We start from the raw sequence: 25,630 nt of genomic DNA, 5'->3' as shown, positions 1-25,630 counted from the left end.
TGATGTCCGTGGTCGACCGGCAGGAGTGGGACGTCGTCGTGGTGGGCGCGGGCGGTGCGGGACTGCGCGCCGCCATCGAGGCCCGCGAGCGGGGCGCGCGTACGGCCGTGATCTGCAAGTCGCTGTTCGGCAAGGCGCACACGGTGATGGCCGAGGGCGGCATCGCCGCGGCGATGGCCAACGCCAACGAGAACGACAGCTGGCAGGTGCACTTCCGCGACACCATGCGCGGCGGGAAGTTCCTCAACCAGTGGCGGATGGCCGAGCTGCACGCGCAGGAGGCGCCGCAGCGCGTGTGGGAGCTGGAGACCTGGGGGGCGCTGTTCGACCGCACCAAGGACGGGCGGATCTCCCAGCGCAACTTCGGCGGGCACGAGTACCCGCGGCTCGCCCACGTCGGCGACCGCACGGGCCTGGAGCTGATCCGCACCCTGCAGCAGAAGATCGTCTCCCTGCAGCAGGAGGACTTCCGCGAGAGCGGTGACTACGAGTCCCGGCTGAAGGTCTTCCAGGAGTGCACGGTCACGCGGGTGCTCAAGGAGGGCGGACGCGTCTCGGGCGTCTTCGGCTACGAGCGCGAGTCCGGCCGCTTCTTCGTCCTGGAGGCGCCGGCGGTCGTCGTCGCCACGGGCGGCATCGGCAAGTCCTTCAAGGTGACGTCGAACTCCTGGGAGTACACCGGCGACGGCCACGCGCTGGCCCTGCTCGCGGGCGCTCCCCTGCTGAACATGGAGTTCGTGCAGTTCCACCCGACCGGCATGGTCTGGCCGCCGTCGGTGAAGGGCATCCTCGTCACCGAGTCGGTGCGCGGCGACGGCGGGGTGCTGCGCAACTCCGACGGCAAGCGGTTCATGTTCGACTACATCCCCGACGTCTTCAAGGACAAGTACGCCGAGACGGAGGAGGAGGCCGACCGCTGGTACGACGACCCGGACCACAACCGGCGTCCCCCCGAACTGCTCCCCCGCGACGAGGTCGCCCGGGCGATCAACTCCGAGGTGAAGGAGGGACGCGGCTCCCCGCACGGGGGCGTGTTCCTCGACGTGTCGACGCGGATGCCGGCCGAGGTCGTCAAGCGGCGGCTGCCGTCGATGTACCACCAGTTCAAGGAGCTGGCGGACGTCGACATCACCGCCGAGGCGATGGAGGTCGGGCCCACCTGTCACTACGTGATGGGCGGGATCGCGGTCGAGTCCGACACGGCGGCGGCACGCGGGGTGCCCGGGCTGTACGCGGCCGGTGAGGTGGCCGGCGGCATGCACGGCTCGAACCGGCTCGGCGGCAACTCCCTGTCCGACCTGCTGGTCTTCGGGCGCCGGGCGGGCCGGCACGCGGCCGAGTACGCGGCGGGACTCGCCGGGGCACGGCCGGCCGTGGACGACGTGCAGGTCGACGCGGCCGCCGCCGAGGCCCTGCGGCCCTTCTCCGCCGAGGCGGAGACCGGGGAACCGGCCGGGGGCCCGCCGGAGAACCCGTACACCCTGCACCAGGAACTGCAGCAGACCATGAACGACCTGGTCGGCATCATCCGCCGCGAGACGGAGATGAAGCAGGCCCTGGAGAAGCTGGCCGAGCTGCGGGTGCGGGCGCGGCGGGCCGGGGTCGAGGGGCACCGGCAGTTCAACCCGGGCTGGCACCTCGCCCTGGACCTGAGGAACATGCTGCTGGTCAGCGAGTGCGTGGCGCGGGCCGCGCTGGAGCGCACCGAGTCGCGCGGCGGGCACACGCGGGAGGACCATCCGTCGATGGACCGCAAGTGGCGGCGGATCAACCTGCTGTGCGCGCTGACCGATCCGACGGGCGGGCTGGCGGCGACGGACCCGGTCCGCGGCCAGATCACGCTCACCCGTGAGACCACCGAACCCGTCCGTGCCGACCTGCTCGCCCTGTTCGACAAGGAGGAGCTGGTCAAGTACCTCGCCGAAGAGGAGCTGTACGAATGAGCGGCTATGCGGCCCACTTCAAGGTGTGGCGCGGGGACGTGAGCGGCGGCGGCCTGGAGGACTTCGAGGTCGAGGTCAACGAGGGCGAGGTGGTGCTCGACATCGTCCACCGGCTCCAGGCCACCCAGGCGCCCGATCTCGCCGTGCGCTGGAACTGCAAGGCGGGCAAGTGCGGTTCGTGCTCGGCGGAGATCAACGGCCGTCCGCGGCTGATGTGCATGACGCGCATGTCGGTGTTCGACCGGGCGGAGACGATCACGGTCACGCCGCTGCGCGCCTTCCCGGTGATCCGCGATCTGGTCACGGACGTCGGCTTCAACTACCAGAAGGCCAGGGAGGTCCCGGCCTTCGTCCCACCGGCCGGGGTCGCCCCGGGCGAGTACCGCATGATGCAGGAGGACGTGGACCGGCCCCAGGAGTTCCGCAAGTGCATCGAGTGCTTCCTGTGCCAGGACACCTGCCATGTGGTCCGCGACCACGAGGAGAACAAGCAGGCGTTCGCCGGGCCCCGGTTCCTGATGCGGGTCGCGGAGCTGGACATGCACCCGCTGGACGCGGCGGCTGAGGCGGGCCTGGACCGCAAGAGCACCGCCCAGGACGAACACGGCCTGGGCTACTGCAACATCACCAAGTGCTGCACGGAGGTCTGCCCCGAGGGCATTAAGATCACGGACAACGCCCTGATCCCCTTGAAGGAACGCGCGATCGACCGCAAGTACGACCCGCTGGTCTGGCTGGGTTCGAAGATCAGAAGGCGCTCCTCAGCAGGCTGAGCGCCTGCCGCAGATTGTGCTCGGCGATCTCCCGCATCCGCTCGGGGTGCGGGAAGTCGCCCTCGGCGAGCGTCAGCGGGCCCGACACGAGCCCGAGGTGCATCGACAGGCGGTACAGCCGCAGACGCGCCTCGTCCAGGCCGGGGACGCGCAGGGCCTGGTAGTGGGGGCCGAAGCGGAGCTCCAGGAAGACGTGCTCCTGCTCGACGTCGCAGTACGTCAGGCCCTCGATGTCGATGAGGGCCGGCTGTCCGTCACGGGTCAGCAGGACGTGGTCGGGGCCCAGTTCGCCGTGGACGAGGGTGTGGCGGTCGCGGGGGCGGACCTCGGCGGCCAGGGCGTGCACGGTGTCCTCCAGTTCCCGGCGGGCGGCGGCGACCCGGGGTTCGCGGCGGGCCGCGTCCGCGACGCAGCGCAGCGCGCCCTCGGCGACGCGCTCCGCGCAGGTGCCGGGGTGGGAGGAACCGCCGCCGTCCACCACGGCGACCTTGCCGAGGCGGGGGCCCGTCCGGGAGTGCAGCGTGGCGAGCAGCTCCGCCGTGCGGGCCATGAGCCGCCCCGCCGCGCCAGGGTCACGGGCCAGGGCGTCCTCCAGGCTGCCGCCGGTCAGGTCCTCCACCACGGCGGCGTCGGCCGGGAGGTGCCGGTGCGTGGCGTCGGCGTACCGCAGCCGGGGCGTGCGGACGCCGGCCTCGGTCAGCCGGTCGTGGGCCGCCGTGAACAGGGCGAGGCCCGTGCCCGGGGAGAACGGGTCGCGCGGGTCGGGGGCCGGCTGGTCCCAGTAGTCCTCGGCGGCCGACCAGACGTGGGCGACGGCCGTGGAGCCGTCGTCGAGGGTCAGGCGGTAGACACCCTTCCTGCTGCCGCCGCGCAGGCGTTGGACACCGTCGAGCGTGCGGCCGGGGCCGAACGCCGCGCGGGCGAGGGGGACCAGGTCGGTGCGGGTGAGCGGGCGTCGGGGGCGGGGCGTGCGGCTGTCGGGGCGCGAGGGCGGGGTCATTGCAGCCAGTCTTCCCTGTACGCGCGCCAGTCGGCCTCCGTCGCGGTGAAGTCGATGTACAGGGCCACGCCGAAGTTGCCCCGGTCCGCGTCCGTGCGGGACAGGCCCAGGCGGACGCCCCGGATCGCGGCGGGAGCCGTCTCGGCGTGACCCCAGTGGTCGAAGTTGCTCTCCCAGTAGAAGGGCAGGCCCATCAGCAGGTCGGTGGCGGGCGGGGTGACCTCCAGGGCGAGGGAGGTCTGCTGGGCGACGTAACCGCCGTAGGTGCTCTCCAGGGGCTGGGCGGTGTCGTACGTCATCACGGCGATCTGGTCGACGCGGCGGGCGACCTGGCCGAAGAACTCCTGTGACCACCACTTGGGGTGCTCGGTGAACAGCCCGAACACGGAGTGCAGGTGCGGCAGCGGGTCGATCTGGTGGGCGGCGACCGAGAGCCGGGCGTCGCGCGAGCGGGTCTCGCGGCGCAGGGCGTCGAGCAGGGTGAGGAAGTCGCGGTCGCCGGACGGCATCGGCTCCAGGTCGAGGTGGACGCCCTCGTAGCCGGTGTCCAGGACCTGGCGGGCCGAGCGGACGACGGCCGCGCGGGTGTCCGGGTCGTTCAGGAGCATGCCCTCGCTGTTCTCGGAGGCGAGGACGTCGCCCAGGAAGGCCTGCACGCGGACGCCGGGGAGTTGCTCGTGCACCGCGTCGAGGAACCAGCGGGCCCGGGGATGGGCCGATGTCGGGAGCGTGCCGTCGTGCTCCAGGGGGCCCGAGTGGACGTACAGGTCACGGATGCCGGTGCCGCGCAGGCGGCGGGCCAGGGCGGTGACGTCGGCGTCCTTCTTGCGGCCGTCCACCCAGGCGTGGCCGAGCCAGAGGGCGTCGCGGCCGCGGCTGTGGGTGCCGTCGGCCGGGTCTCCCGCGTAGTTGACGCGCAGGGCGGTCAGCACGGACAGGAGGGGGACCAGCACGACCAGGACCACGGCGAGCGCGGTGCGCCGCAGCCGGCGCCGGAGCCGCTTGCCGTCTGCGCTGCCGGGCGCGGGAGCGTCCTCGGGAACGTCCCCGGCCTTGTCCTCGGCGGGGGTCTCGGCCGGTGCGGTGCCCTCCGTGCGGTCCATGCCGTCTCCCTCCCGGTGGTGCGGTCGGTGTCGCCGGGGAGGACGATCGGTGCGGGCGTCCGGTTGCGATCAGCAGGGGGCCACGGTCCGGTGTCCGACGTGCGGGCCGGGGGGGACGGACGGTTTCGTTCAGAACAGGCTCAGCAGGGCCTCCGCCGGGTCCGGCAGGCCGGTGCCGCCGTCCGGCAGCGGGAGTTCGAACCAGACCGTCTTGCCCCGGGGCGTGCGGCGCGAGCCCCAGGCGGCGCTGAGCAGGCCGACGAGCTGGAGGCCGCGGCCCCCCTCGTCGGTGTCGCGGGCCCGGCGGCGGCGGGGCTGGACCAGGCCCGAGTCCCACACCTCGCAGACCAGCGTGCGGTCCAGCAGCAGCCGGAGCCGGATCTCGCCCTCGCCGTAGCGCAGGGCGTTCGTGACCAGTTCGCTGACGAGCAGCTCCGTGGTGTCGACGAGGGGCTCCATGTCCCAGCTGAGCAGCTGGGCGCGGGCGTACTCCCGGGCCCGGCCCACGCTGCGCGGTTCGCGGGGCAGGGTCCAGTCGCCGACGGACTCGGTGGGCAGGCCCTGGACACGTGCCATCAGCAGCGCGATGTCGTCCTCGCCGTGATGGGTGTCGAGGGTGTTGAGGACGTGGTCGCAGACGTCCTCCAGCGGCTGGGTGGGATCGGCGAGGGCGCTGACGAAGGCCTGGAGGCCCTCGTCCAGGGGATGGTCGCGGCTCTCGACCAGGCCGTCCGTGTAGAGCGCGAGCAGGGCGCCCTCGGGCAGTTCGACCTCGACCTCCTCGAAGGGCTCGCCGCCCACGCCGAGCGGCATGCCCGGCGGCACGTCCAGCATCAGGGCCGCCTCGCCCGGTTCGACCAGGACGGGCGGCAGATGGCCCGCGTTGGCGAACGTACAGCGCCGGGTGACGGAGTCGTAGACCGCGTAGACGCAGGTGGCGAGGTAGACCTCCGACAGGTCCGCCTCCCTGGGGCGGCGGGCCGCCCGGGTCGCCTGCTGCACGCCCCCGGGGGCGCCGAGGCCGCGGGCGATCTCGTCCAGCTGGGAGAGCACCTCGGCCGGTTCGAGGTCGAGCTGGGCCAGGGTCCGTACGGCGGTGCGCAGTTCGCCCATGGCGACGGCGGCGCGCAGTCCGCGGCCCATGACGTCGCCGACGACCAGCGCGGTGCGGTGCCCGGGCAGTTCGATGACGTCGAACCAGTCGCCGCCGACCTCGCTGGGCCGGCCGGTGTTGACGTTGCCGGGCAGATAGCGGCAGGCGATGTCGAGGCCGGAGGCCTCCGGGTCGCCGGGCGGGAGCAGGGACCGTTGCAGTATCAACGCGCGTTCGTGCTCGCGCCGGTAGAGGCGGGCGTTGTCGATGCAGACGGCGGCGCGCGCGGCGAGTTCGACGGCCAGGTCCCGGTCCCGGTCGCCGAAGGGCTCGCTGCCCTTGGCCCGCGCGAACTGCGCGAGTCCGACGACGGTGTCGTGGGCGACCATCGGCACGGCGAGCGTGGACTGCACGAGTCCGCCGTCCTCGGGGGGCACGATCTGCGGGCGGGCCGTGCGCAGGGCGTCCGCGCAGGGCGAGTTGAACGGGTAGTGGTGGACGGCGCCGACCGAGACGGGTACGCCCGTACCGGCGAACGGCGCGTCGGACACGGCGCTCGCGAAGGCCACGCGGCGCAGTTCGGCGCTGCCGTCGGCGAGACCGGGCGGGGTCTCGTCGCCGGCCAGCAGCCCCTGGTAGAGGTCGACGGTGGCCAGGTCGCAGAAGCCGGGGACGACGACGTCGAGGAGCTGACGGGCCGTGGTCTCCAGGTCGAGGGAGTTGCCGATGCGGGCACCCGCCTCGTTCAGCAGGGCCAGGTTGCGCCGGGCGGCGGCGGCCTCGCGGGCGGCGGCGCGGCGGGCGGTGATGTCGATCCCGAGCCAGGCGACGCCGATGGGGCGGCCCGAACCGCTGTGCACGCGGTAGAGGTTGACGGACCAGTGGCGGCGCTCGTCGGAGCCCGGCACGAACCCCGTGACGTGCATGTCGGTGATGGAGCTGCCGGTCTCCAGCACCCGGCGCAGTGTGGCGGCGACCCGTTCGGCCTCCCCGCGCTGCAGGTAGTCGTGGACGCCCTTGCCGCGGTGGTCGTCGGGCGCCCCGCCGAAGATGGACGCGAAGCGCTGGTTGACGCGGCGGACCCGCAGGTCGGGGTCGATCAGCAGGAAGCCGAAGGGGGATTGACTGAAAATGGCCTGCGAGGCGGCGAGGTCGGTCTCGATGCTGCGCAGCGTGCGCACGTCGACGACGATGCACACCGCGGCCTTCTCGCCGTCCTCGGTGCGCGTCGGCATGACGTACACCTCGGCGAGCCCCTCGTGACCGCACTCCCCCTCCACGCCCTTCGGCATCCGGAAGGGCACCACGCCGGTCCACTCGCGGCCGTCGAGGATCTCGGCCATCTTGCGCATGCCGCGCTCGCGGTCGCGCGGGTCGATGAACGCCTCGATGGGGTCCATGCCGACGGCGCGTGCGGCGGGGATGCCGAAGAGCTGCTCGGCGCGCAGGCTCCACTGGTCGACCAGCCCGTCGGGGCCGATGGAGAAGGACGCGACCTTGATGTAGTCGTAGATGGATCCGGGGGGACTGCTCTGCCACATGGCGTCCCCGGGGAGCACGCCCTCGGCCGCGAGCGCGCCTGAGACCGCGGAGGCCGGGCCGTCCGCGGCCCTCGCCCTCGCGCCCTCCGACGGGTCCTCGGACTCCGTGGCCTTCGCTGGTATCTCGCTCACGCGAACCGTCCCCTCCAGCTCACCGCGCCCGGCACCGGTCACCAGGGGCGGCTGCCCGCAGTATCCAGCACTACGGTGCCGCACAACACGGTGTTCACGATCACAGCACGGTCCCGATGGTTTTCGGTCCGGACCGTGACAACACTTCCAGTCTTCTAACCAGGGGACACGTCGTCGAACCCCGTCGGCCGGCAACCGCCACTGGCCTGAACCAATCGCTCTACAGCATTACCGGGTACGTACACCGTTTTTTCACTCCGGCACCGTGAGTTCGAACCACACGGTCTTGCCCGCACCGCCCGGCCGGGTGCCCCAGCGACGGGACGCCGAAGCCACCAATTGCAGTCCACGGCCGCTTTCGTCCTCGGGCCGGGCGGCCCGCTCGCGGGGCGGGTCCGGCAGCGGGTCGGAGACCTCGACCCGCAGGACGCCGTCCAGGCCGGAAGGACGGACCAGACGGACACCGATGGGGCCGGTGGCGTGCCGCAGGGCGTTGGTGACCAACTCGCTGACGAGCAGGGCCGTGAGGTCGGCCAGGCTGTCCAGGTCCCAGCCGTGCAGCCGGCGGCGGACGGCCTGGCGGGCGGTGCGCACGGCGTCCGGCTCGCCGGGGAAGGTCCACTCGGCGCAGTCACCCTCGGTGTCGATCACGCCGATCACTTCCCAGCCAGCAGGCCCACCCATGTCCGGTTTCGTGGGGTTAATGGGCACATACCCGATATCCAGGGCGGAGTACCGCGCGGCGCGGCGCACTGTGGCACGGAAGGTGTACGGGGCGCCCGTACGGCAGCCGCCTCGCGTCGCACGCCCCCGGTGAGCCTCAGGCGCCGGGGCCTTCGGACACACCGGTACGGAGGTCTCCGAGCTGTGCGAGGGTCTGCCGGACGGCCGGGACGTCCTGGTCGAGCCAGTCGACGTCCCAGATCTCGGCGGGGCGGAGCCAGCGCAGTCCGTCGTGGTCCTGGAGGGGCTCGGGGGCGGGCGAGCCGGGCCGCAGTCGCGCGGTCCACACGTGCAGGACGTAGGGCGGGCGCAGGGGCCACTCGCCCGGGACGCGGGCACCGGGTTCGGCGTCGACGCCGAGTTCCTCGCGCAGTTCGCGCACGAGCGCCGCGTCGGCCGTCTCCCCGGGCTCCACCTTGCCGCCGGGCAGCTCCCAGCGCCCGGCCAGCTCCGCGGGAGCGCTGCGCCGGGCGGCCAGCAGCCGCCCGTCGTCGATCAGCGCGGCACCCACGACGACGATGTGCTCAGTCATGCGGGGAGCCTACGGGAGCGCGGCGAACCGCCGCCCCGGCAGGCGCCGCGGTGCGGTGCGCAACCGCACCGGGTCAGTCGCGCATGGCCGGCCCGCTCTGGCCCAGGCGCTCGACCCAGTACAGCTGCTTGTGGCCGCGGCCGTCGAGGCTGTCGGCGATCTTCTGGGCCTCGGCCCGGGTCGCGTACCGCCCGACGCGGTAGCGATTGCCGTTGTCGTCCTGACGTATCACGAGCCAGGGAAGAGTGACCGTGCTGTCGTTCATCGCGCCCCTCCACTTCCCGCCCGCGGCCTGTGCCGAGCCCCACCCGCTAAGGAAACCGCAATGCGCATATGCCCGAGCGTACGCCTAACCTTCACGGAGCGAACACGGCTTTTCACCAAGAGGTACGCAACCAGCCAGGACACAGGGGGCGCACGCGGGCGAACGCGCCGTCCGCGCACCTCGGCGCACCAAGGCGCAGGCATACCGCATACACGGCGGTCGACCTGCGCGGACGACGGCCGGCCCCGGGTCGGGCACCGCTCCGGGCGGCGGGGCCGGTGACGGTCATCGGGTGAGCGGGGCGCGCGGGGAGCGCGCCGCGGGGCGGATGTGAGCGTCCGCTACTTGACCGGAAGGTGGTAGGCGACCCGGTACCGATCGGCCGGGACGACCACGTCGGCCGTCTCGACGGGGCGGCCCGAGGCGTAGAACGTGCGCTGGATGACCAGGACCACGTGGCCGGGGACGCCTCCCAGCACGAGCAGTTCCTCGGCGAGGCCGGGGCGGGCGCCGACCTCCTCGGTGACGTTGTCCACGATCACGTCGATCGCGCGCATGCGCTCGACGACCCCCATGCCGCCGAGCGGGCCCTCCTCCGGCAGCATCACGGGCGTGCGGCCCGTCACCGCGAGCGGCTCCCAGGACGTGGAGAGCATCATCGCCTCGCCGCTCTCGCGGTACAGATACTTCGTGCACATCACGCGGTCGCCCGGCTCGATGCCCAGCCGCTCGGCGACCGCGACACTCGCCTCGGACTGCTCGCTGCTGGACTCCCAGGTGCCGCGCCCCTCGCCGTCGGCCTGCTCCTGGCGGAACGGCGTCGCCCCGCCGGTCGGGCGGTAGCCGGAGCGGGAGATGCGCCGGGGCACGGGCCGCTCGCGCACGTACGTCCCCGAGCCGGAGCGGCCCTCGACCAGACCCTCGGCCATCAGCACCTTGCGGGCCTCCAGCGCGACCGTGTCCGAGACTCCGTACTCCTGGCGGATCCTGGCCTGGGAGGGGAGCCGGGTGTGCGGGGGGAGCCGGCCGTCGACGATCTTCCTGCGGAGATCACCCGCGACACGCAAGTACGCCGGCTGCTCACCGAATGTCACTGGCCGCTCCCATCAGGTTGTACAGACAGCAACAGCGTGGCAACCGTAGGTTGTGCCATGCAAGCAAAGGCCAGAGAATCACTCGATGTGATGACATGGCGGCCCTGAGGGCTTTACGCAGGCACTTTCTCCCCGCTATGGGCGCTGTCACACCTGCGCTTCGGAGCCACCGCCCTCGTCCTCGTCGTAGACCGGCGGGGTCGAGGCCAGACCGAGGGCCTTGCGGGCCGTGACGGTCGCCGGGCCGTCGACGGCGGCGTACGCCGTGTCGTAGTGCGTGAAGTAGGTGTCCGCGTCGGCGGCCTCGCTCGCCCGGGCCCACTCCTCGCGCGCGTCCTCCAGGTCCGCGACCAGGGCGGCGACGGGCTTTTGGGCACCGGAGGGCCACGAGTGGCCGCGCAGGGCCTCGATCTGCTCGCCGAGCACGTCGTGCACCTGCGCGGCCCAGGCCCGGTGGCCGGCGAGGTCGTCCTCGGGGGCGTCCTCGGGCTCCTCGTAGAGGGCCGCGTCGACGGCGTTGGCCGTGGACAGGAAGACGACCTGGTCGGTGCCGAGCGTGGTGGGGTCGCCGCGCAGCGAGCCGGTCAGCTGGGAGCCGGCCTCGGTGTGGCCGAAGAGGCAGGTGATCGCGCGGTCGCCGAAGCGCCAGCTCGCCCTGGAGGGCAACAGGTAGTACACGTCGACGTCGGCGGGCATCGCCCAGGAGTCCATGGCGTACTGGTCCTGCAGCGCGAGACACCGCTCGTCGGCGAGGTCGGTCAGCTCGGCGTCGCCCGGGAAGGCGCCGCCCGGCAGCGTGACGACCCCGAAGACCTCGCCGTCGTGCCGGCCCGTGCAGGAGACCCGGTCGACGTCGTAGGTGTCGCCCTCCAGGCCGCCCGGCGCGTCGAAGCAGTCGCCCTTGTCCAGCCGCAGGGTCTCGTTGCCCTGCGCGCCGTCCTTGAACCCCTCCCACGCCTTGGACGCGGCCCCCGTGGACAGCACCACCGCCCACAGCACGACCCCGACGGACGACAGGACCACGCCCGCGATCGCCAGGCCCCGCCCGCTCTGCCCGGACCTCTTGACCTGCCGCAGCGCGATCAGCCCCAGCACCAGCCCGAGGGCGGGGATGAAGCAGAGCACGCCGAGCACGAGGGCGGCGACCGCCAGGGCGTTGACGGAGACCGGCGTGCCGTACGGGCGCCCGGCGGTGCCGTACGGACCGTGGAGGCGCGACGGGTCGGCAGGGGGCGGGCCGTACGGGTCCTGCGGCTGCGGATGCCCGGGGGGCGGGGGTATGGACACGGCTGCGGTGCTCCTGCTGAGGCGGCGGGCGGGGTTCGGCGGTGCGGCCTGCGCATCGTAAGCGGCGGTGCCGGCGGGCGGAATCACGGGCGGCCGGGACAACGGCGGGCGCGGCGAACCGACTGACGACCCGTCGGACACCCGCCGTGCCGAGAGCACGGGCCCCTCGCCGGCCGGGCCCCGGCCGCAACCGGCCTGTGCGGTCACGGTCGTCGCGTCGCCTGCCGGCAGGCCTGGGCGTAGGAGCGGACGAGGGGGCGGCCGGCGTCCTCGCGGCGCCAGGCCAGGGCGTAGCGGCCGGGTGGCAGGCCCCGGACCGGGAGGGTCGTCACGCCGCCCATGCCGAGCAGGGGGACGTTGCCCGCCGCCACGAGGCAGACGCCGAGTCCGGCGGTCAGGGCCTCGTACGTCTCCTCCGTGCTCGCGATCTCGGCGCCGATGCGGGGCGGGCGGCCGCCGCGGGCGTCCAGGGCGAGCCAGAAGTCGCGCAGCGGGCCCGTGCTCTCGGGCAGCGCGAGGAACGGCTCGTCGAGCAGGTCCGCGAAGTCGACCCCGGAGCGGCCGGCGAGCGGGTGGGTGTCGGGGAGGGCGACCCTGAGCGGTTCCTCGGCGACGACCGTCCAGGCGTAGCGGTCCTGGGCGGGCAGCGGCAGCCAGACGAACGCGACGTCGGCGGACCCGTCGGCGAGACCCGCGGTCGGGTCCTGCCAGGTGACCTGGCGGAGCCGGAGCGCCACTTGTGGATGGGCCGCCGTGAAGCGGGAGCGGACGGCGGGCAGCAGGCCGCCGCGGACGGGGCTGGTGCTCATGCCCACGACGAGCGCGTGGCGCCTGGCCTGGCGGACGGCGTCCACCGCTGCGGCCGCCTCCCGCCAGGCGTCCAGGACCTCGCGCGCGTGCGGCAGCAGCGCCGTGCCGGCGTCGGTGAGCGCGACACCGTGCCGGTCGCGGCGGAACAGCTCGGTCCGCATCTGCCGTTCCAGGGCGCGGATCTGCTTGCTGAGGGCGGGCTGGGAGACATGCAGCCGCTCGGCGGCGCGGGTGAAGTGCAGCTCCTCGGCCACCGCCACGAAGTAGCGCAGGTCCCGCACATGGACGTCCTTCGTCGTCATGCCCATCGGTTATCACCGAATGTCTTGGACGGACAACCGCCGTGCGAGGAAGGGTGGTTGGGGCAACGCGGGAAACGGAGACGAGGAGCGGTCATGGACAGGGTGTGGCTCATCACGGGCGCGAGCAGCGGGTTCGGGCGGGCGATCGCCGAGGCCGCCCTGGCCGCGGGCGACGTCGTGGTCGGCGCGGCCCGGCGCCCCGAGGCGCTGGACGACCTGGTCGCCGCCCACCCCGACCGGGTGGAGGCGCTGCGCCTGGACGTGGCCGACACCTCCGCCGCGGAGGCCGCCGTACGGGACGTCGTGGCACGGCACGGGCGGATCGACGTCCTGGTCAACAACGCGGGCCGGACCCACGTCGGGGCGTTCGAGGAGACCACCGAGGCGGAGTTGCGGGCGCTGTTCGAGGTGCACGTCTTCGGCCCGGCCGCCCTGACCCGGGCCGTGCTGCCGCACATGCGCGAGCGGCGCTCCGGCGCGATCGTGCAGATGAGCAGCATGGGCGGGCAGCTGTCCTTCGCGGGCTTCTCGGCGTACAGCGCGACGAAGTTCGCCCTGGAGGGCCTGTCGGAGGGACTCGCGGACGAGGTCGCCGAGTTCGGGATCAAGGTGCTGGTGGTCGAGCCGGGCGCCTTCCGCACCGGCCTGTTCGCGACGGGACGGGCCGGCGTCAGCGCGGACAGCGGCGTGTACGGCAGGGTGAGCGAGACGCGCGGCCTCGTCTCCGGCGGGGACGGCACCCAGCCCGGCGACCCGGCCAGGGCCGCCGCCCTGATCCTCGCCGCGCTGGAGGCCGATCCCACGCCCCTGCGTCTGCCGCTCGGCGACGACGGTGTCAGCGCGGTGCTCGGGCATCTGGACCGGGTGCGGGACGAGGTGCTGGCCTGGGAGAAGCGGAGCCGGAGGACGGCGTTCGGGGACTGACGGTTCGTCATGAGGGTCCTGCGGGTCGGTGCAGGGCCCTTGTGCAATTCCTGTGGAGGCCTCAATCTTTCGGCTGACGCACAGGAGTCACCCCTTGGTTGACATGACCATGACTCCCGGGTGCTCCAACGGGCGTGCACCACACCCCACAGCGCACCACCGATGAGGAGGACCCCTCAGATGGCAGTGATGCGTACTCCCCACCGATCCACCCGGCGAAGACTGGCCGCGCTCGGCGCGACGGCCACCGCGGCGCTCGTCGCGAGCCTGGTCTCCGCCCTCCCCGCCGGCGCGGCCCCGGTCGCCGCCGAGGGACGCGTGCAGTACGAGGGCGCCGCGAACGCCGTCGCCGACAGCTACATCGTCACGCTGAAGACCGAGAAGGCCGGTTCCGCCGCGGGCCGCGCCCTCGCGCGGAAGTACGGCGCCGCCATCGAGCGGACCTACACCAAGGCCCTCAACGGCTACGAGGTCGAGGCCTCCGCGTCCGAGGCGAAACGTCTCGCCGCCGACCCGGCCGTCGCGTCCGTCGTGCAGAACCGGACGTTCTCCATCACCGCGACGCAGCCCAGCCCGCCCTCCTGGGGCCTGGACCGCATCGACCAGAAGAGCCTGCCGCTCAACAGCTCGTACACCTACCCCGACTCGGCGGGCCAGGGCGTCACGGCGTACGTCATCGACACCGGCGTCCGCATCACGCACGGCGACTTCGGCGGCCGGGCCTCCTACGGCTACGACGCCGTCGACAACGACAACACCGCCCAGGACGGCCACGGACACGGCACGCACGTCGCCGGCACGGTCGCCGGGAACGCCTACGGCGTCGCCAAGAAGGCCAAGGTCGTCGGCGTGCGGGTGCTGAACAACTCCGGCCAGGGCACCACCGCGCAGGTGGTCGCCGGCATCGACTGGGTCGCGCGGAACGCGGTCAAGCCGGCCGTGGCGAACATGTCCCTGGGCGGCCCGGGCGACACGGCCATCGACACGGCCGTGCGCAACGCCATCACCTCCGGCGTCACCTTCGTGGTCGCGGCCGGCAACGAGTCCACCAACGCCTCCACCCGGTCCCCCGCACGGGTCACCGAGGCCGTCACGGTCGGCGCCACCACGTCGACCGACGCCAAGGCGAGCTACTCCAACTACGGTTCCGTGCTCGACCTGTTCGCGCCCGGCTCGTCGATCACCTCGGCGTGGAGCACGGGCGACTCGGCGACCAACACCATCTCCGGTACGTCGATGGCGAGTCCGCACGTCGCCGGGGCCGCCGCCCTGCACCTGGCCGCCAACCCCACGGCCACGCCCGCGCAGGTCTCCGCCGCGCTGACCGCCGCCGCCACCACCGGCGTCGTCACCAGCCCCGGCACCGGTTCGCCCAACCGGCTGCTGTACGTGGGCGGCGGCACGACCACCCCGCCCGGACCGCGCTTCGAGAACACCGCCGACCAGGCCATCGCGGACAACGCCACCGCCGAGTCCCCGGTGACGGTCTCCGGCGTGTCCGGCAACGCGCCCGCGGCCCTCGCCGTCGAGGTGCACATCGTCCACACCTACATCGGTGACCTCCAGGTCCAGCTGATCGCCCCCGACGGCACGGCCTACACGCTGAAGGGCTACGGCACCGGCGGCAGCGCCGACAACATCGACACCACGTACACCGTGAACGCCTCCTCGGAGACCGCGAACGGCACGTGGAAGCTCCGCGTCAGCGACAACGCGAACTTCGACACCGGGCGGATCGACGCCTGGGCGCTCCAGTTCTGACGCTCCAGTCCTGACGTTCCGGTTCTGACGTTCCGGTTCTGACGTTCCGGTTCCGACGGGGCGTGGGGGCCGGGCCGTCGGCGGCCCGGCCCCTGCTCGTCCGGCCGGCGTGCGGGTGTCAGTCCAGGACCCGCCGCCGGTCCGCGTCCTCGGTGTCCTTCCGCGCGGACAGCGCGCGTGCCTCGGGCGGTCCGGCCGGGGCGGCGGCCGCCTCCCGCTCCCGGGCCGCCTGCTCGGGGTGCCTGCGCCGCCAGTAGGGGTTGTCGTGCGAGAGCTTGCTGGAGACCCGGCCGTACATGCCGAAGGTCGCGATGAGCAGCCCCATGACGAAGCTGAAGATCACGTTGGTCATGCCGAAGTCGAGGATGTTCGCCGGGCGGTCCAGGACGAAGACGTGCGCGAAGCCGCTCAGGACGAACAGCGTGCCGATGGTCATGTTGAGCGTGGAGGCGACGTTCCCGCCGATGGCGGCGCCCACGAGCAGCGCCAGTCCGACCACGGTCGAGATGACGCTCAGGGCCACGTTGGTGGTCATGCCGGCGATCGTGTCCCCGGCGGTGTCGAAGGGGCTGAGGGCGTCGGCGAAGCCGAGGGCCGCGAACAGCAGCAGCACCAGGCCGCAGAATCCGGCGCCGTACCGGTAGACGGTCGCCAGGTGGTGGTCGACCGGAAGTTCGTCTCGTAGCTTCATGCCCGCTTTTCCCCACTTTCGCCGGTGGTGGATGCGGTGATGCGCTGGCCCCGGGTCCTCAGTCGGCGCCGCGGCGCAGCAGGGCGAGTTCCGCGTTCATCTCGGCCAGGAACCGGACGACCACCGTCAGCTCCTCGGCGCTGAACCGGCCGCGGGCTGCCTCGGTGCCGCGGGCCAGCGGCCGGAAGTAGTCCCTGGCCAGGCCCCGGGCCGCGTCCGCGTAGTGCAGATGGACCACACGGCGGTCGCCGGCGTCCCGGACCCGGCGGATGTGCCCCGCCCGTTCCAGCCGGTCGAGGCAGGCGGTCACGGCGCCGGAGGTGAGGTTGAGCTGCTTGCGCAGCCGCCCGGGCGTCATGGGCTCGCCCTCCGCCTCGGGATCCGCGTCGGCGTCGAGGATCGCGATCAGCGCCTGCATGTCGGTCAGGTGCAGGCCGTGCGCCTGGGCGAACTCCTGCGCGATGCGGTTGAACTCGCTGTTCATCCGGCGCAGCAGAACGGCGAAGGCCTGCAACCCGATGGGGTCGTCCGCCGGAAGAGATGCCGTGGGCACGCCGGAACCGCTCATGCCCCCACCCTAGTATCTCTCAATGATTGAGATACTTTATAGGTGAGTTATTTTCTCTAGGCTGGGGATGCGCATGAGTACCGCTCCGCGACGGGCCAGGTGGCTCGTCCCGCTCGTTCTGCTGCTCGTCTGGCTGGGGGTGGGCGGCACGCTCGGCCCCTACGCGGGCAGGCTCGGCGAGGTGGCCACCAACGACCAGGCGGCCTTCCTGCCGCGCAGCGCCGAGTCCACCCGGGTGCTCGACGCCCGCGCGGCGTTCGACCAGGCCGAGACCGTCCCGGCCGTCGTGGTGTGGACGGCGGACGGACAGCGGCTCACGGCGGACCGGCAGGCCGAGGCGACCCGGGCCGTCGCCGCGCTCGCCGGAGAGCCCGGGGTGGTGGGCCGCCCCTCCCCGGCCCTGCTCTCCGACGACCGTGAGGCGCTGCAGGCCGTCGTCCAGCTGGAGCCCGACCTGGGCGACGAACTGCCCGCCGTCCTCGACGCCGTGCGCGAGGCGGCCCGGGACGTGCCGGGCACCACGGCGCAGCTCGCCGGGCCGGCGGCCGGCCAGGCCGACCTGTCGGACGCCTTCGCGGGCATCGACGGACTGCTGCTGGGCGTGGCCCTCGGCGCCGTGCTGCTGATCCTGCTGCTCGTCTACCGCAGCGTGCTGCTGCCGTTCCTGATCATCCTGGGGTCAGTCTTCGCCCTGGGCCTGGCCTGTGCGGTCGTCTACGCGCTGGCCGAGCGGGACGTGGTCCGGGTCGACGGGCAGGTGCAGGGCATCCTGTCCATCCTGGTGATCGGCGCCGCCACCGACTACGCCCTGCTGCTGGCCGCGCGCTTCCGGGAGGAACTCGCCGTGCGCGGGGACCGCTTCAAGGCGGCGCGGGCCGCGGTGCGCCGGTCCTCCGGGGCGATCACCGCCAGCGCCGCGACCGTGGCACTCGGGCTGCTCGCCCTGCTCGCGAGCGACCTCACCAACAACCGCGCCCTCGGGCCGGTCGGCGCCATCGGCATCGCCTGCGCGGTGCTCACCACCCTGACCTTCCTGCCCGCCGCGCTGGCGCTGCTGGGCCGCACGGCGTACTGGCCGTCCAGGCCGAAGCCGCCGCGGGAGTCCACCGAGGGCAGCGGGGTGTGGCGGCGGGTCGCGGCGACGGTGGACGGCCGGCCGCGGCGGACCTGGGTCGTCACGGCGCTCGTGCTGACCGCCTGCGCGGCCTTCGCGCCCTCGCTGTCCTCCCGGGGCGTGCCGCTCGACGAGATCTTCGTCAACGACGCGCCCTCCGTCGCCGCGCAGCGCACCCTCGGGGAGCACTTCCCCGGCGGCTCCGGCAACCCGGCCGTCATCATCGCCGACGCCGACCGCACCGCCGAGGTGACGGCCGCCGCCCGGAGCACCGACGGCGTGGCCTCGGCCGGTGCCGTCTCCGCCTCGGGCCGGCCCGGGGGCGGCGAGCCGCTCGTGGTGGACGGGCGGGTGCGCATCGACGCCACCCTGAAGGCCGCCGCCGACAGCGACGCGGCCAAGGCCACGATCGAGCGGCTGCGCACCCGGGTGCACGCGGTCCCCGGGGCCGACGCGCTGGTCGGCGGCTACACCGCACAGCAGTACGACACCCAGCGGACCGCCGCCCGGGACCGGACGGTCATCGTGCCGGTCGTGCTCGCCGTCATCCTGCTGATCCTGACGGCGCTGCTGCGCTCCCTGCTCGTGCCGGTGCTGCTGGTGGCGACCGTGGGGCTCAACTTCCTCGCGACGCTCGGCGTCTCGGCGCTCGTCTTCGAGCACCTGCTCGGCTTCAGCGGCACGGACGCGTCGGTGCCGCTGTACGGCTTCGTGTTCCTGGTGGCGCTGGGCGTCGACTACAACATCTTCCTGATGTCCCGGGTGCGGGAGGAGGCGCTCACGCACGGCAACCGGCGGGGCGTGCTGCGCGGGCTGACCACCACCGGCGGTGTGATCACCTCGGCGGGCGTGGTGCTCGCCGCGACGTTCGCGGCCCTGATGGTGATTCCCCTGGCGTTCCTGGTGCAGATCGCGTTCATCGTCGCCTTCGGGGTGCTGCTGGACACGCTCGTGGTGCGGTCGCTGCTGGTGCCCGCGCTGGTGATCGACATCGGGCCGCGGGCGTGGTGGCCGAGCGTCCTGGCGGGCCGGGGCGCGCCGGTGCGGCGGCCGGCCGGGGCCGATGCTCCGTCCGGCTGAACGGCCGCGGGCACGGTGCCGTGCATCCGCCGCGGGGGCGGCTCGCGAAGTCTCCTGTAGGGGCGGGCCGTGATCGCGGCCGGAGACGGGAGGCGGAGCATGACGCAGGACGGACAGGGGCTGCACTGTCTGGTCACCGGGGCGTCCGGGTACGTCGGCGGGCGCCTGGTGCCGGAGCTGCTCCAGGCCGGGCACCGCGTCCGGTGCCTGGCCCGCTCGCCGGACAAGCTCCGCGACCACCCCTGGGCACCGCACGCCGAGACGGTCCGGGGCGACGTCACGGACCCGGCGTCGGTCGCCGCCGCGATGCGCGGCGTCGACGTCGCCTACTACCTGGTGCACGCCCTCGGCAGCGGCTCCCGGTTCGAGGACACCGACCGGGAGGCCGCCCGGATCTTCGCCGAGCAGGCCCACACGGCCGGCGTACGGCGGATCGTCTACCTCGGCGGGCTCACGCCCCGGAACGTGCCCGAGGAGTCGCTCTCGCCGCACCTGCGGTCGCGGGCGGAGGTCGGGGAGATCTTCCTCGCCTCCCCCGTGCCCGCGACGGTGCTGCGGGCGGCCGTCGTCATCGGCTCGGGCTCGGCGTCCTTCGAGATGCTGCGCTACCTCACCGAGCGCCTGCCCGTCATGGTCACCCCCAGCTGGGTGCACACCCGCACCCAGCCCATCGGCGTACGGGACGTGCTGCGCTACCTCGTCGGCTCCGCGACCATGCCGGACGACGTCGACCGGGCGTTCGACATCGGCGGGCCCGACGTCCTCACCTACCGGGACATGATGCTGCGGTACGCCGCCGTGGCCGGGCTGCGACGACGGTTCATCGTGCCGGTCCCGGTCCTGACCCCCCGGCTGTCCAGCCACTGGGTCGGCCTGGTCACCCCGGTGCCCGCCTCCCTCGCCCGGCCGCTGACCGAGTCCCTGCGCCACGAAGTGGTCTGCCACGAGCACGACATCGCCCGGTACGTCCCCGACCTCCCGGGCCGGCCGCTGCCGTTCGACGAGGCGCTGGCCCTGGCCCTGCGCAGGGTGCGCGAGGCGCAGGTCGCCACCCGCTGGTCCTCCGCCTCGGTGCCCGGCGCCCCCAGCGACCCGCTGCCCACCGACCCGGACTGGGCGGGCGGCAGCCTCTACGAGGACGAGCGGCAGCGGCCGGTCGACGCGTCGCCGGCGGCGCTGTGGAAGGTCGTCGAGGGCATCGGCGGCGACAACGGCTGGTACTCCTCCCCGCTGGCCTGGGCGGTCCGCGGCTGGCTCGACCGGTTCGCCGGCGGGGTCGGGCTGCGCCGGGGCCGGCGCGACACCGAGCGCCTGCGGGTCGGCGACTCGCTGGACTTCTGGCGGGTGGAGGAGATCGAGCCGGGCCGGCTGCTGCGGCTGCGCGCCGAGATGCGGCTGCCGGGCCTGGCCTGGCTGGAGATGTACACCGAGACCGACGACCGGGGCGGCACCGTCTACCGCCAGCGCGCCCTGTTCCATCCGCGCGGGCTGCTGGGCCACGCCTACTGGTGGAGCGTCGCCCCGTTCCACTCCGTCGTCTTCGGCGGCATGGCCCGCAACATCGCCCGGGCTGCGGCGGACGGCACGGGGAAGCGTCGGACATCCACCCCGGGAGTGACGTCATGACCGTCGCGGTCGTCCTGTTCACCGCGGACCTGCGCCTGCACGACCACCCGCCGCTGCACGCCGCGCTGCGGGCGGCGGACGAGGTGGTGCCGCTGTTCGTCCGCGACCCCGCCGTCCACGCGGCCGGCTTCGACGCGCCGAACCGTGCCGCCTTCCTCGCCGACTGCCTGGCCGACCTGGACTCCTCGCTGCGCCGCCGCGGCGGGCGGCTGGTCGTGCGCTCGGGTCCGGTCGCCCGGGAGGTCCGCGCGGTCGCCGCCGACTGCGGCGCCACGGAGGTGCACATGGCCGCGGGCGTCACCGGCTACGCCCACCGCCGCGAGGAGCGGCTGCGCCGGGCCCTGGGCGCCGACGGGGTGCGGCTGCGCGTGCACGACGCGGTGGTGACCGCCGTGGCGCCGGGCGCCGTCGCCCCGGCGGGCTCCGACCACTTCGCCGTGTTCACCCCCTACTTCCGCCGCTGGTCCGGGCAGTCGCTGCGCGGCCCTCTGCCCGCGCCGCGCGCCGTGCGCGTCCCCGACGCCGTGCGCGGCGAGGAGCCGCCGTCCCGCGCGGGCATGCCGGGCCTGTCGCCGCAGCTCGCCGAGGGCGGGGAGACGGCGGGACGGGCGCGGTTCGCGCGGTGGGCCCGGGCGGACCTGTCCCGCTACGAGGAACACCACGACGACCTGGCCGGTGACGCGACCTCACGCCTGTCCCCGTACCTGCACTTCGGGGCGCTGTCGCCGGTGGAGCTGATCCACCGGGCCCGAGAGCGGGGCGGCGCCGGGGCCGAGGCGTTCGAACGCCAGTTGTGCTGGCGCGACTTCCACCACCAGGTCCTCGCCGCCCGGCCCGAGGCGTCGGTCCGGGACTACCGCACCCGGCACGACCGGTGGCGCGGCGCCGAGGAGGCGGCCGGGGACATCGCCGCCTGGCGGGAGGGCCGTACGGGCTATCCCCTGGTCGACGCGGGCCTGCGGCAGCTGCGCACCGAGGGCTGGATGCACAACCGGGCCCGGCTGGTCGTGGCGAGCTTCCTGACCAAGACGCTGTACGTGGACTGGCGGATCGGCGCCCGGCACTTCCTCGACCTGCTGGTGGACGGCGACATCGTCAACAACCAGCTGAACTGGCAGTGGGTCGCCGGCACCGGCACCGACTCCCGCCCGCACCGGGTCCTCAACCCGGTGCGCCAGGGCAGGCGTTACGACCCGGACGGCACGTACGTACGGCGCTGGGTGCCCGAACTGGCCGGCGTCGGCGCGGAGACGGTGCACGAGCCCTGGCGGCTCCCGGCGGAGCGGCGCGCCGTTCTGGGGTACCCGGAGCCGCTCGTCGGCCTCGCGGACGGGCTGGCCCGCTTCCGGCAGGCCCGTGAGCGCGGATGAGAACCGGCCGGCGCATCCACGGCACGGCTGCCGCCGGAAGCACTGATGTGCGGATGATCGGACGAGAAGGGGTTGCGCATGCTTGGACCGCGGCCGACGGTGGCCGGACCGGCGGAAGGAGACGACGCGACGCTGACCGCTCCCTGGGCCACGAGCGCCGTGGAGACCGTCCTGGAGCAGGTGCTCGACGCGCGGCTGCGGCAGTCCCGCGGCATCGACGCGGTGTACGCCGCCGACCTGGCCGAGCGCGTCGCCGCGTTCGTCCTGCGGGGAGGCAAGCGGCTGCGGACGGCGTTCGCCTGGTGCGGCTGGCGGGCCGCGGGCGGCTCGGGCGACGCCACGGCCGTGCTGCGCACGGGAGCGGCCCTCGAACTGCTCCAGGGCTGCGCCCTCATCCACGACGACGTGATGGACGCCTCGCCCCTGCGCCGGGGCGGCCCGGCACTCCACGTGGAACTCGCCGGGAGGCACCCGGCCGGGCCCGCCGAGTCGTTCGGCACGACGGGCGCGGTGTCCGCCGAGTCGTTCGGCACGACGGGCGCGGTGTCCGCGGAGTCGTTCGGCACGCCGGGCGCGGTGTCCGCCGAGTCGTTCGGCACGCCGGGCGCGGTGTCCGCCGAGTCGTTCGGCATCTCGTCCGCCGTGCTCGCGGGTGATCTGGCGCTCGCCTGGGCGGACGACCTGCTGACGGAGACGGCGCTCGGGTCGCCGCAGGGCGCCCGGCTGCACCACGAGTGGCGGGCGATGCGCACCGAGATGGTCGCCGGGCAGTACCGCGACCTGCACGCCCAGGCGAGCGGCGCGTCCGGCGACGAGGAGGCGCTGACCATCGCCGCCCTCAAGAGCGCCCGCTACACGGTCGCCCGGCCCCTCGCCCTGGGCGCGGCCCTGGCCGGCGCCGACCCCCGCACGACGGAGGCGCTGCGGGCCGCCGGCCACTGCGCCGGCCTGGCCTTCCAGTTGCGCGACGATCTCCTCGGCGCCTTCGGTGACCCGGCCCTGACCGGGAAACCGGCCGAGGACGACCTGCGCTCCCGCAAACTCACCCCGCTGCTCGCCGCCGCCGTCCGCCTCGCCCGGGCCTCCGGCGACCGCGAGGCCTGCGACGTGCTCGCCCCGGGCGGCCACACCCGCCCGGAGCACACCGTGGAACGCATGCGGGCGGCGCTGGAGCGAACGGGCGCCCGGGCCGAGGTGGAGGCCCGGACCGCGGAACTGGCGGCCGCCGCCCTGCGGCACTTCGAGGCGACCGGCGCGGGACCCGACGTACGGCGGGAGTTCGCCGCCCTGGTGGAGCGGGCCGCGGGCGTCGCCCCGCGCCCCGCCGAGGAGCTCGTATGAGAACGGTGACGGGGCCGACCGACCACGTCGTCGTGGTGGGTGCGGGGCTGTCCGGACTGGCCTGCGCCCTGCACCTGCTGGGTGCCGGCCGCAAGGTCACCCTCGTCGAACGGGACCCCGGCCCCGGCGGCCGGGCCGGACGGCTGCGGCTCGGCGACTACCTGGTGGACACCGGGCCCACCGTGCTGACGATGCCGCACCTGGCCGACGAGGCGTTCGCGGCCGTCGGCGACAGCCTCGCCCGCCGCGTCGAGCTGGTCCCCCTGCACCCGGCCTACCGCGCCGGCTTCGCCGACGGGACCTCGCTGGACGTCCACACCGACGGCGACGCCATGGAGGCCGAGGTGCGCCGCTTCGCCGGACCGGCCGAGGCCGCGGGCTACCGCCGGCTGCGGCACTGGCTGGAGCGGCTCTACCGGGCCCAGATGCGCCGGTTCATCGACACCAACTTCGACTCGCCGTTCCAGCTCGCGCACCCGGACCTCGCCCGGCTGGCCGCGCTCGGCGGCTTCGGGCGGCTGGACGGCCGGATCGGCCGCTTCCTCTCCGACGACCGGCTGCGCCGGGTCTTCTCCTTCCAGGCCCTGTACGCCGGGGTCGCCCCGGCCCGGGCACTGGCGGCCTACGCGGTGATCGCCTACATGGACACCGTGGCCGGCGTCTGGTTCCCCAAGGGCGGCATGCACGCGCTGCCCCGGGCCATGGCCGACGCGGCGTCCGACGCCGGTGCCGAGCTGCGCTGGTCGTCCGAGGTGAGCGGGCTGGAACGGACGGCGGGCCGGGTGCGGGCCGTGCGCCTCGCCTCGGGTGAGCGCATCGCGTGCGACGCCGTGGTGCTCACCTGCGAACTGTCCACCGCGCACCGGCTTCTGGGCCGCGCGCCGGTGCGCCCGGTCCCGCTGCGGCACTCGCCGTCCGCGGTGATCCTGCACGCGGGCACCGACCGGACCTGGCCCCACCTCGCCCACCACACGCTCTCCTTCGGCGCCGCCTGGGAGCGGACCTTCGACGAACTGACCCGCACGGGGACGCTGATGAGCGACCCGTCGCTGCTGATCACCCGCCCGACGACGCACGACGCCTCCCTGGCCCCGCCGGGCCGCCACCTCCACTACGTCCTGGCGCCCTGCCCGAACACGGCTGTCGGCCCCTCCGCCACCACCTGGCGGGAGCTGGGCCCGCGCTACCGCGACAGCCTGGTCGCCGAGCTGGAGCGGCGTGGCCTCGACGGGTTCGCGGACAGCGTGCAGGAGGAGGCCCTGGTGACCCCGCTGGACTGGACGGCCCAGGGCCACGCGGCGGGCACGCCGTTCTCCGTCTCCCACACCTTCGCGCAGACCGGCCCGTTCCGGCCGCGCAACCTCGTGCGCGGGCTGGACAACGTCGTGCTGGCGGGCTGCGGGACCACGCCCGGCGTGGGCGTGCCGACCGTCCTGATCAGCGGCAAACTCGCCGCCGCCCGCATCACCGGCGTCCCCGGACGGACCCCCCGGACGCCCCGGACGTCCCGGCCGGCCCGTGCCGCGGCCCCCCGCCCGACGACCACGACGGCTCCGACGGCTCCGACGACCCCGACCGCCCCGACCAGCGCAGGTGCCCATGACCCGTCGTGAACTGGACGCCGCCGGGATCACCGGCCCGGACCTGCGCGCCGCCTACGCCCGGTGCCGGCGGCTCAACGCCCGCCACGGCCGGACCTACTTCCTGGCCACGCGCCTGCTGCCGCTGGAGCGCCGCGCGGCCGTGCACGCGCTGTACGGCTTCGCCCGCTGGGCCGACGACATCGTCGACGACCTGGACCGCGACCGCGACCCCGGCGAACGCGACCTGCTGCTGAAGCGGCTGGAGGGCGACCTCGCGCACGCGCTGCGCAGCGGCGGCGGCACCGAACCGGTCGTGCGGGCCGTGGCCGACACCGCCGACCGGTACGCCATCGACGTCACCCTGTTCGCCGACTTCCTGGCCTCGATGCGGGCCGACCTGACCGTCACGGACTACCCGACCTACGCCGACCTGCGGGCCTACATGCACGGCTCGGCCGCGGTGATCGGCCTGCAGATGCTGCCCGTGCTCGGCACGGTCGTCCCGCGCGAGGAGGCCGCACCGCACGCGGCGGCCCTCGGCGTGGCGTTCCAGCTCACCAACTTCCTGCGGGACGTGGGCGAGGACCTCGACCGGGGCCGCGTCTACCTGCCCGCCGACCTGCTCGCCGCGCACGGCGTCGACCGGGCGCTGCTGGAGTGGAGCAGGCGCACCGGGCGCACCGATCCGCGGATCCGGGCGGCCTTCGTCGCGGCCGAGGACCTGACCCGGGAGGTGTACCGGACGGCGGAGCCCGGCATCGCCATGCTCGACCCGCGGGTACGGCCCTGCATCCGCGCCGCGTTCACCCTGTACGGCGGCATCCTGGACGAGATCGCACGGCAGGACCACACGGTGCTGCACCGCCGCGCGGTGGTGCCCCGCCGGCGGCGTGCGGCCACCGCCGCCGCCGGGGTCCTGCGGGTGGCCGGCGCGCGGTGGCGCGCCCGGCTGCCGCACGCGGCGCCCGCGCCGC

21 protein-coding genes are annotated in these 25,630 nt (G+C 74.1%); 10 read left to right on the top strand and 11 right to left on the bottom strand.

What is annotated here, in order from left to right; all coding sequences use genetic code 11:
- The first annotated feature begins 2 nt into the window (after positions 1-2).
- Together CHR28_RS32975 and CHR28_RS32970 are read left to right on the top strand one after the other, a co-directional pair.
- The gene (locus CHR28_RS32975) at positions 3-1,943 is read left to right on the top strand and encodes a fumarate reductase/succinate dehydrogenase flavoprotein subunit (RefSeq protein ID WP_094057401.1); all 1,941 of its coding nucleotides are present in this window, start codon (positions 3-5) and stop codon (positions 1,941-1,943) included.
- Complete coding sequence (locus CHR28_RS32970; protein WP_094057400.1) at positions 1,940-2,716, top strand: succinate dehydrogenase/fumarate reductase iron-sulfur subunit; 777 nt, start codon at positions 1,940-1,942, stop codon at positions 2,714-2,716. The genes CHR28_RS32975 and CHR28_RS32970 overlap by 4 nt, the downstream gene beginning before the upstream one ends.
- On the opposite strand, the gene CHR28_RS32965 is transcribed toward CHR28_RS32970, so the two are convergent.
- The 9 genes from CHR28_RS32965 to CHR28_RS32925 form a co-directional block, all read right to left on the bottom strand.
- Positions 2,691-3,716, bottom strand: a complete 1,026-nt coding sequence (locus tag CHR28_RS32965; RefSeq protein ID WP_179272638.1) for a phosphotransferase family protein — start codon at positions 3,714-3,716, stop codon at positions 2,691-2,693. The genes CHR28_RS32970 and CHR28_RS32965 overlap by 26 nt on opposite strands.
- Positions 3,713-4,819, bottom strand: coding sequence for a glycosyl hydrolase family 18 protein (locus tag CHR28_RS32960; RefSeq protein ID WP_094057399.1), 1,107 nt, complete (start codon positions 4,817-4,819; stop codon positions 3,713-3,715). The genes CHR28_RS32965 and CHR28_RS32960 overlap by 4 nt, the downstream gene beginning before the upstream one ends.
- Positions 4,820-4,948: 129 nt before the next feature.
- Positions 4,949-7,585, bottom strand: coding sequence for a SpoIIE family protein phosphatase (locus CHR28_RS32955; RefSeq protein ID WP_256984553.1), 2,637 nt, complete (start codon positions 7,583-7,585; stop codon positions 4,949-4,951).
- Positions 7,586-7,837: 252 nt separating this feature from the next.
- Positions 7,838-8,269 (bottom strand): ATP-binding protein, encoded by a 432-nt coding sequence (locus tag CHR28_RS32950; RefSeq protein WP_094057397.1) that lies wholly within the window; start codon positions 8,267-8,269, stop codon positions 7,838-7,840.
- A gap of 136 nt (positions 8,270-8,405) precedes the next feature.
- Positions 8,406-8,840: a (deoxy)nucleoside triphosphate pyrophosphohydrolase gene (locus tag CHR28_RS32945; protein WP_094057396.1), complete on the bottom strand. Its 435-nt coding sequence runs from the start codon at positions 8,838-8,840 to the stop codon at positions 8,406-8,408.
- Between the two features lie 73 nt (positions 8,841-8,913).
- Positions 8,914-9,105, bottom strand: coding sequence for an SPOR domain-containing protein (locus tag CHR28_RS32940; protein ID WP_094057395.1), 192 nt, complete (start codon positions 9,103-9,105; stop codon positions 8,914-8,916).
- A gap of 341 nt (positions 9,106-9,446) precedes the next feature.
- Positions 9,447-10,199, bottom strand: coding sequence for a GntR family transcriptional regulator (locus tag CHR28_RS32935; RefSeq protein ID WP_094057394.1), 753 nt, complete (start codon positions 10,197-10,199; stop codon positions 9,447-9,449).
- 147 nt (positions 10,200-10,346) lie between these two features.
- The gene (locus tag CHR28_RS32930; protein ID WP_094057393.1) at positions 10,347-11,486 is read right to left on the bottom strand and encodes a DUF4190 domain-containing protein; all 1,140 of its coding nucleotides are present in this window, start codon (positions 11,484-11,486) and stop codon (positions 10,347-10,349) included.
- A gap of 203 nt (positions 11,487-11,689) precedes the next feature.
- Positions 11,690-12,604, bottom strand: coding sequence for a LysR family transcriptional regulator (locus tag CHR28_RS32925; RefSeq protein WP_094057392.1), 915 nt, complete (start codon positions 12,602-12,604; stop codon positions 11,690-11,692).
- An 87-nt stretch (positions 12,605-12,691) separates the two neighbouring features.
- Here CHR28_RS32925 and CHR28_RS32920 point away from each other — a divergent pair, with 87 nt between their 5' ends.
- Entirely contained in the window at positions 12,692-13,522 is an 831-nt protein-coding gene (locus tag CHR28_RS32920) for an oxidoreductase (RefSeq protein ID WP_094057391.1), read from the top strand.
- A 180-nt stretch (positions 13,523-13,702) separates the two neighbouring features.
- A complete protein-coding gene (locus tag CHR28_RS32915; protein ID WP_094057390.1) occupies positions 13,703-15,283 on the top strand; it encodes a S8 family peptidase in 1,581 nt (526 codons plus the stop codon).
- Between the two features lie 118 nt (positions 15,284-15,401).
- Here CHR28_RS32915 and CHR28_RS32910 read toward each other — a convergent pair whose 3' ends face one another.
- Positions 15,402-15,974, bottom strand: coding sequence for a DUF4383 domain-containing protein (locus CHR28_RS32910; RefSeq protein ID WP_094057389.1), 573 nt, complete (start codon positions 15,972-15,974; stop codon positions 15,402-15,404).
- A 58-nt stretch (positions 15,975-16,032) separates the two neighbouring features.
- Entirely contained in the window at positions 16,033-16,542 is a 510-nt protein-coding gene (locus tag CHR28_RS32905; protein WP_179272637.1) for a MarR family winged helix-turn-helix transcriptional regulator, read from the bottom strand.
- Positions 16,543-16,615: 73 nt separating this feature from the next.
- On the opposite strand from CHR28_RS32905, the gene CHR28_RS32900 reads away from it, so the two are divergent.
- The 6 genes from CHR28_RS32900 to CHR28_RS32875 all read left to right on the top strand — a co-directional run.
- Complete coding sequence (locus tag CHR28_RS32900; protein WP_094057447.1) at positions 16,616-18,736, top strand: MMPL family transporter; 2,121 nt, start codon at positions 16,616-16,618, stop codon at positions 18,734-18,736.
- Between the two features lie 99 nt (positions 18,737-18,835).
- Complete coding sequence (locus CHR28_RS32895) at positions 18,836-20,362, top strand: SDR family oxidoreductase (RefSeq protein ID WP_094057388.1); 1,527 nt, start codon at positions 18,836-18,838, stop codon at positions 20,360-20,362.
- Positions 20,359-21,732 (top strand): cryptochrome/photolyase family protein, encoded by a 1,374-nt coding sequence (locus tag CHR28_RS32890; RefSeq protein ID WP_094057387.1) that lies wholly within the window; start codon positions 20,359-20,361, stop codon positions 21,730-21,732. Before CHR28_RS32895 ends, CHR28_RS32890 begins: the two co-directional genes overlap by 4 nt.
- 78 nt (positions 21,733-21,810) lie before the next feature.
- Positions 21,811-23,073 carry a polyprenyl synthetase family protein gene (locus tag CHR28_RS32885; RefSeq protein ID WP_094057386.1) on the top strand — a complete coding sequence of 421 codons (1,263 nt, stop codon included), beginning with the start codon at positions 21,811-21,813 and terminating at the stop codon, positions 23,071-23,073.
- Entirely contained in the window at positions 23,070-24,686 is a 1,617-nt protein-coding gene (locus CHR28_RS32880; protein ID WP_094057385.1) for a phytoene desaturase, read from the top strand. The genes CHR28_RS32885 and CHR28_RS32880 overlap by 4 nt, the downstream gene beginning before the upstream one ends.
- On the top strand, positions 24,673-25,630 hold a 958-nt coding region (locus CHR28_RS32875), incomplete at its 3' end, for a phytoene/squalene synthase family protein (protein WP_107473152.1). The genes CHR28_RS32880 and CHR28_RS32875, both read left to right, overlap by 14 nt.

It is taken from the genome of Streptomyces sp. XY006 (genome assembly GCF_002237655.1).
Taxonomy (GTDB): Bacteria; Actinomycetota; Actinomycetes; order Streptomycetales; family Streptomycetaceae; genus Streptomyces; species Streptomyces levis.
The sequence above is the reverse complement of the archived record's forward strand: the minus strand, read 5'-3'. Positions and strand labels throughout refer to the sequence as shown.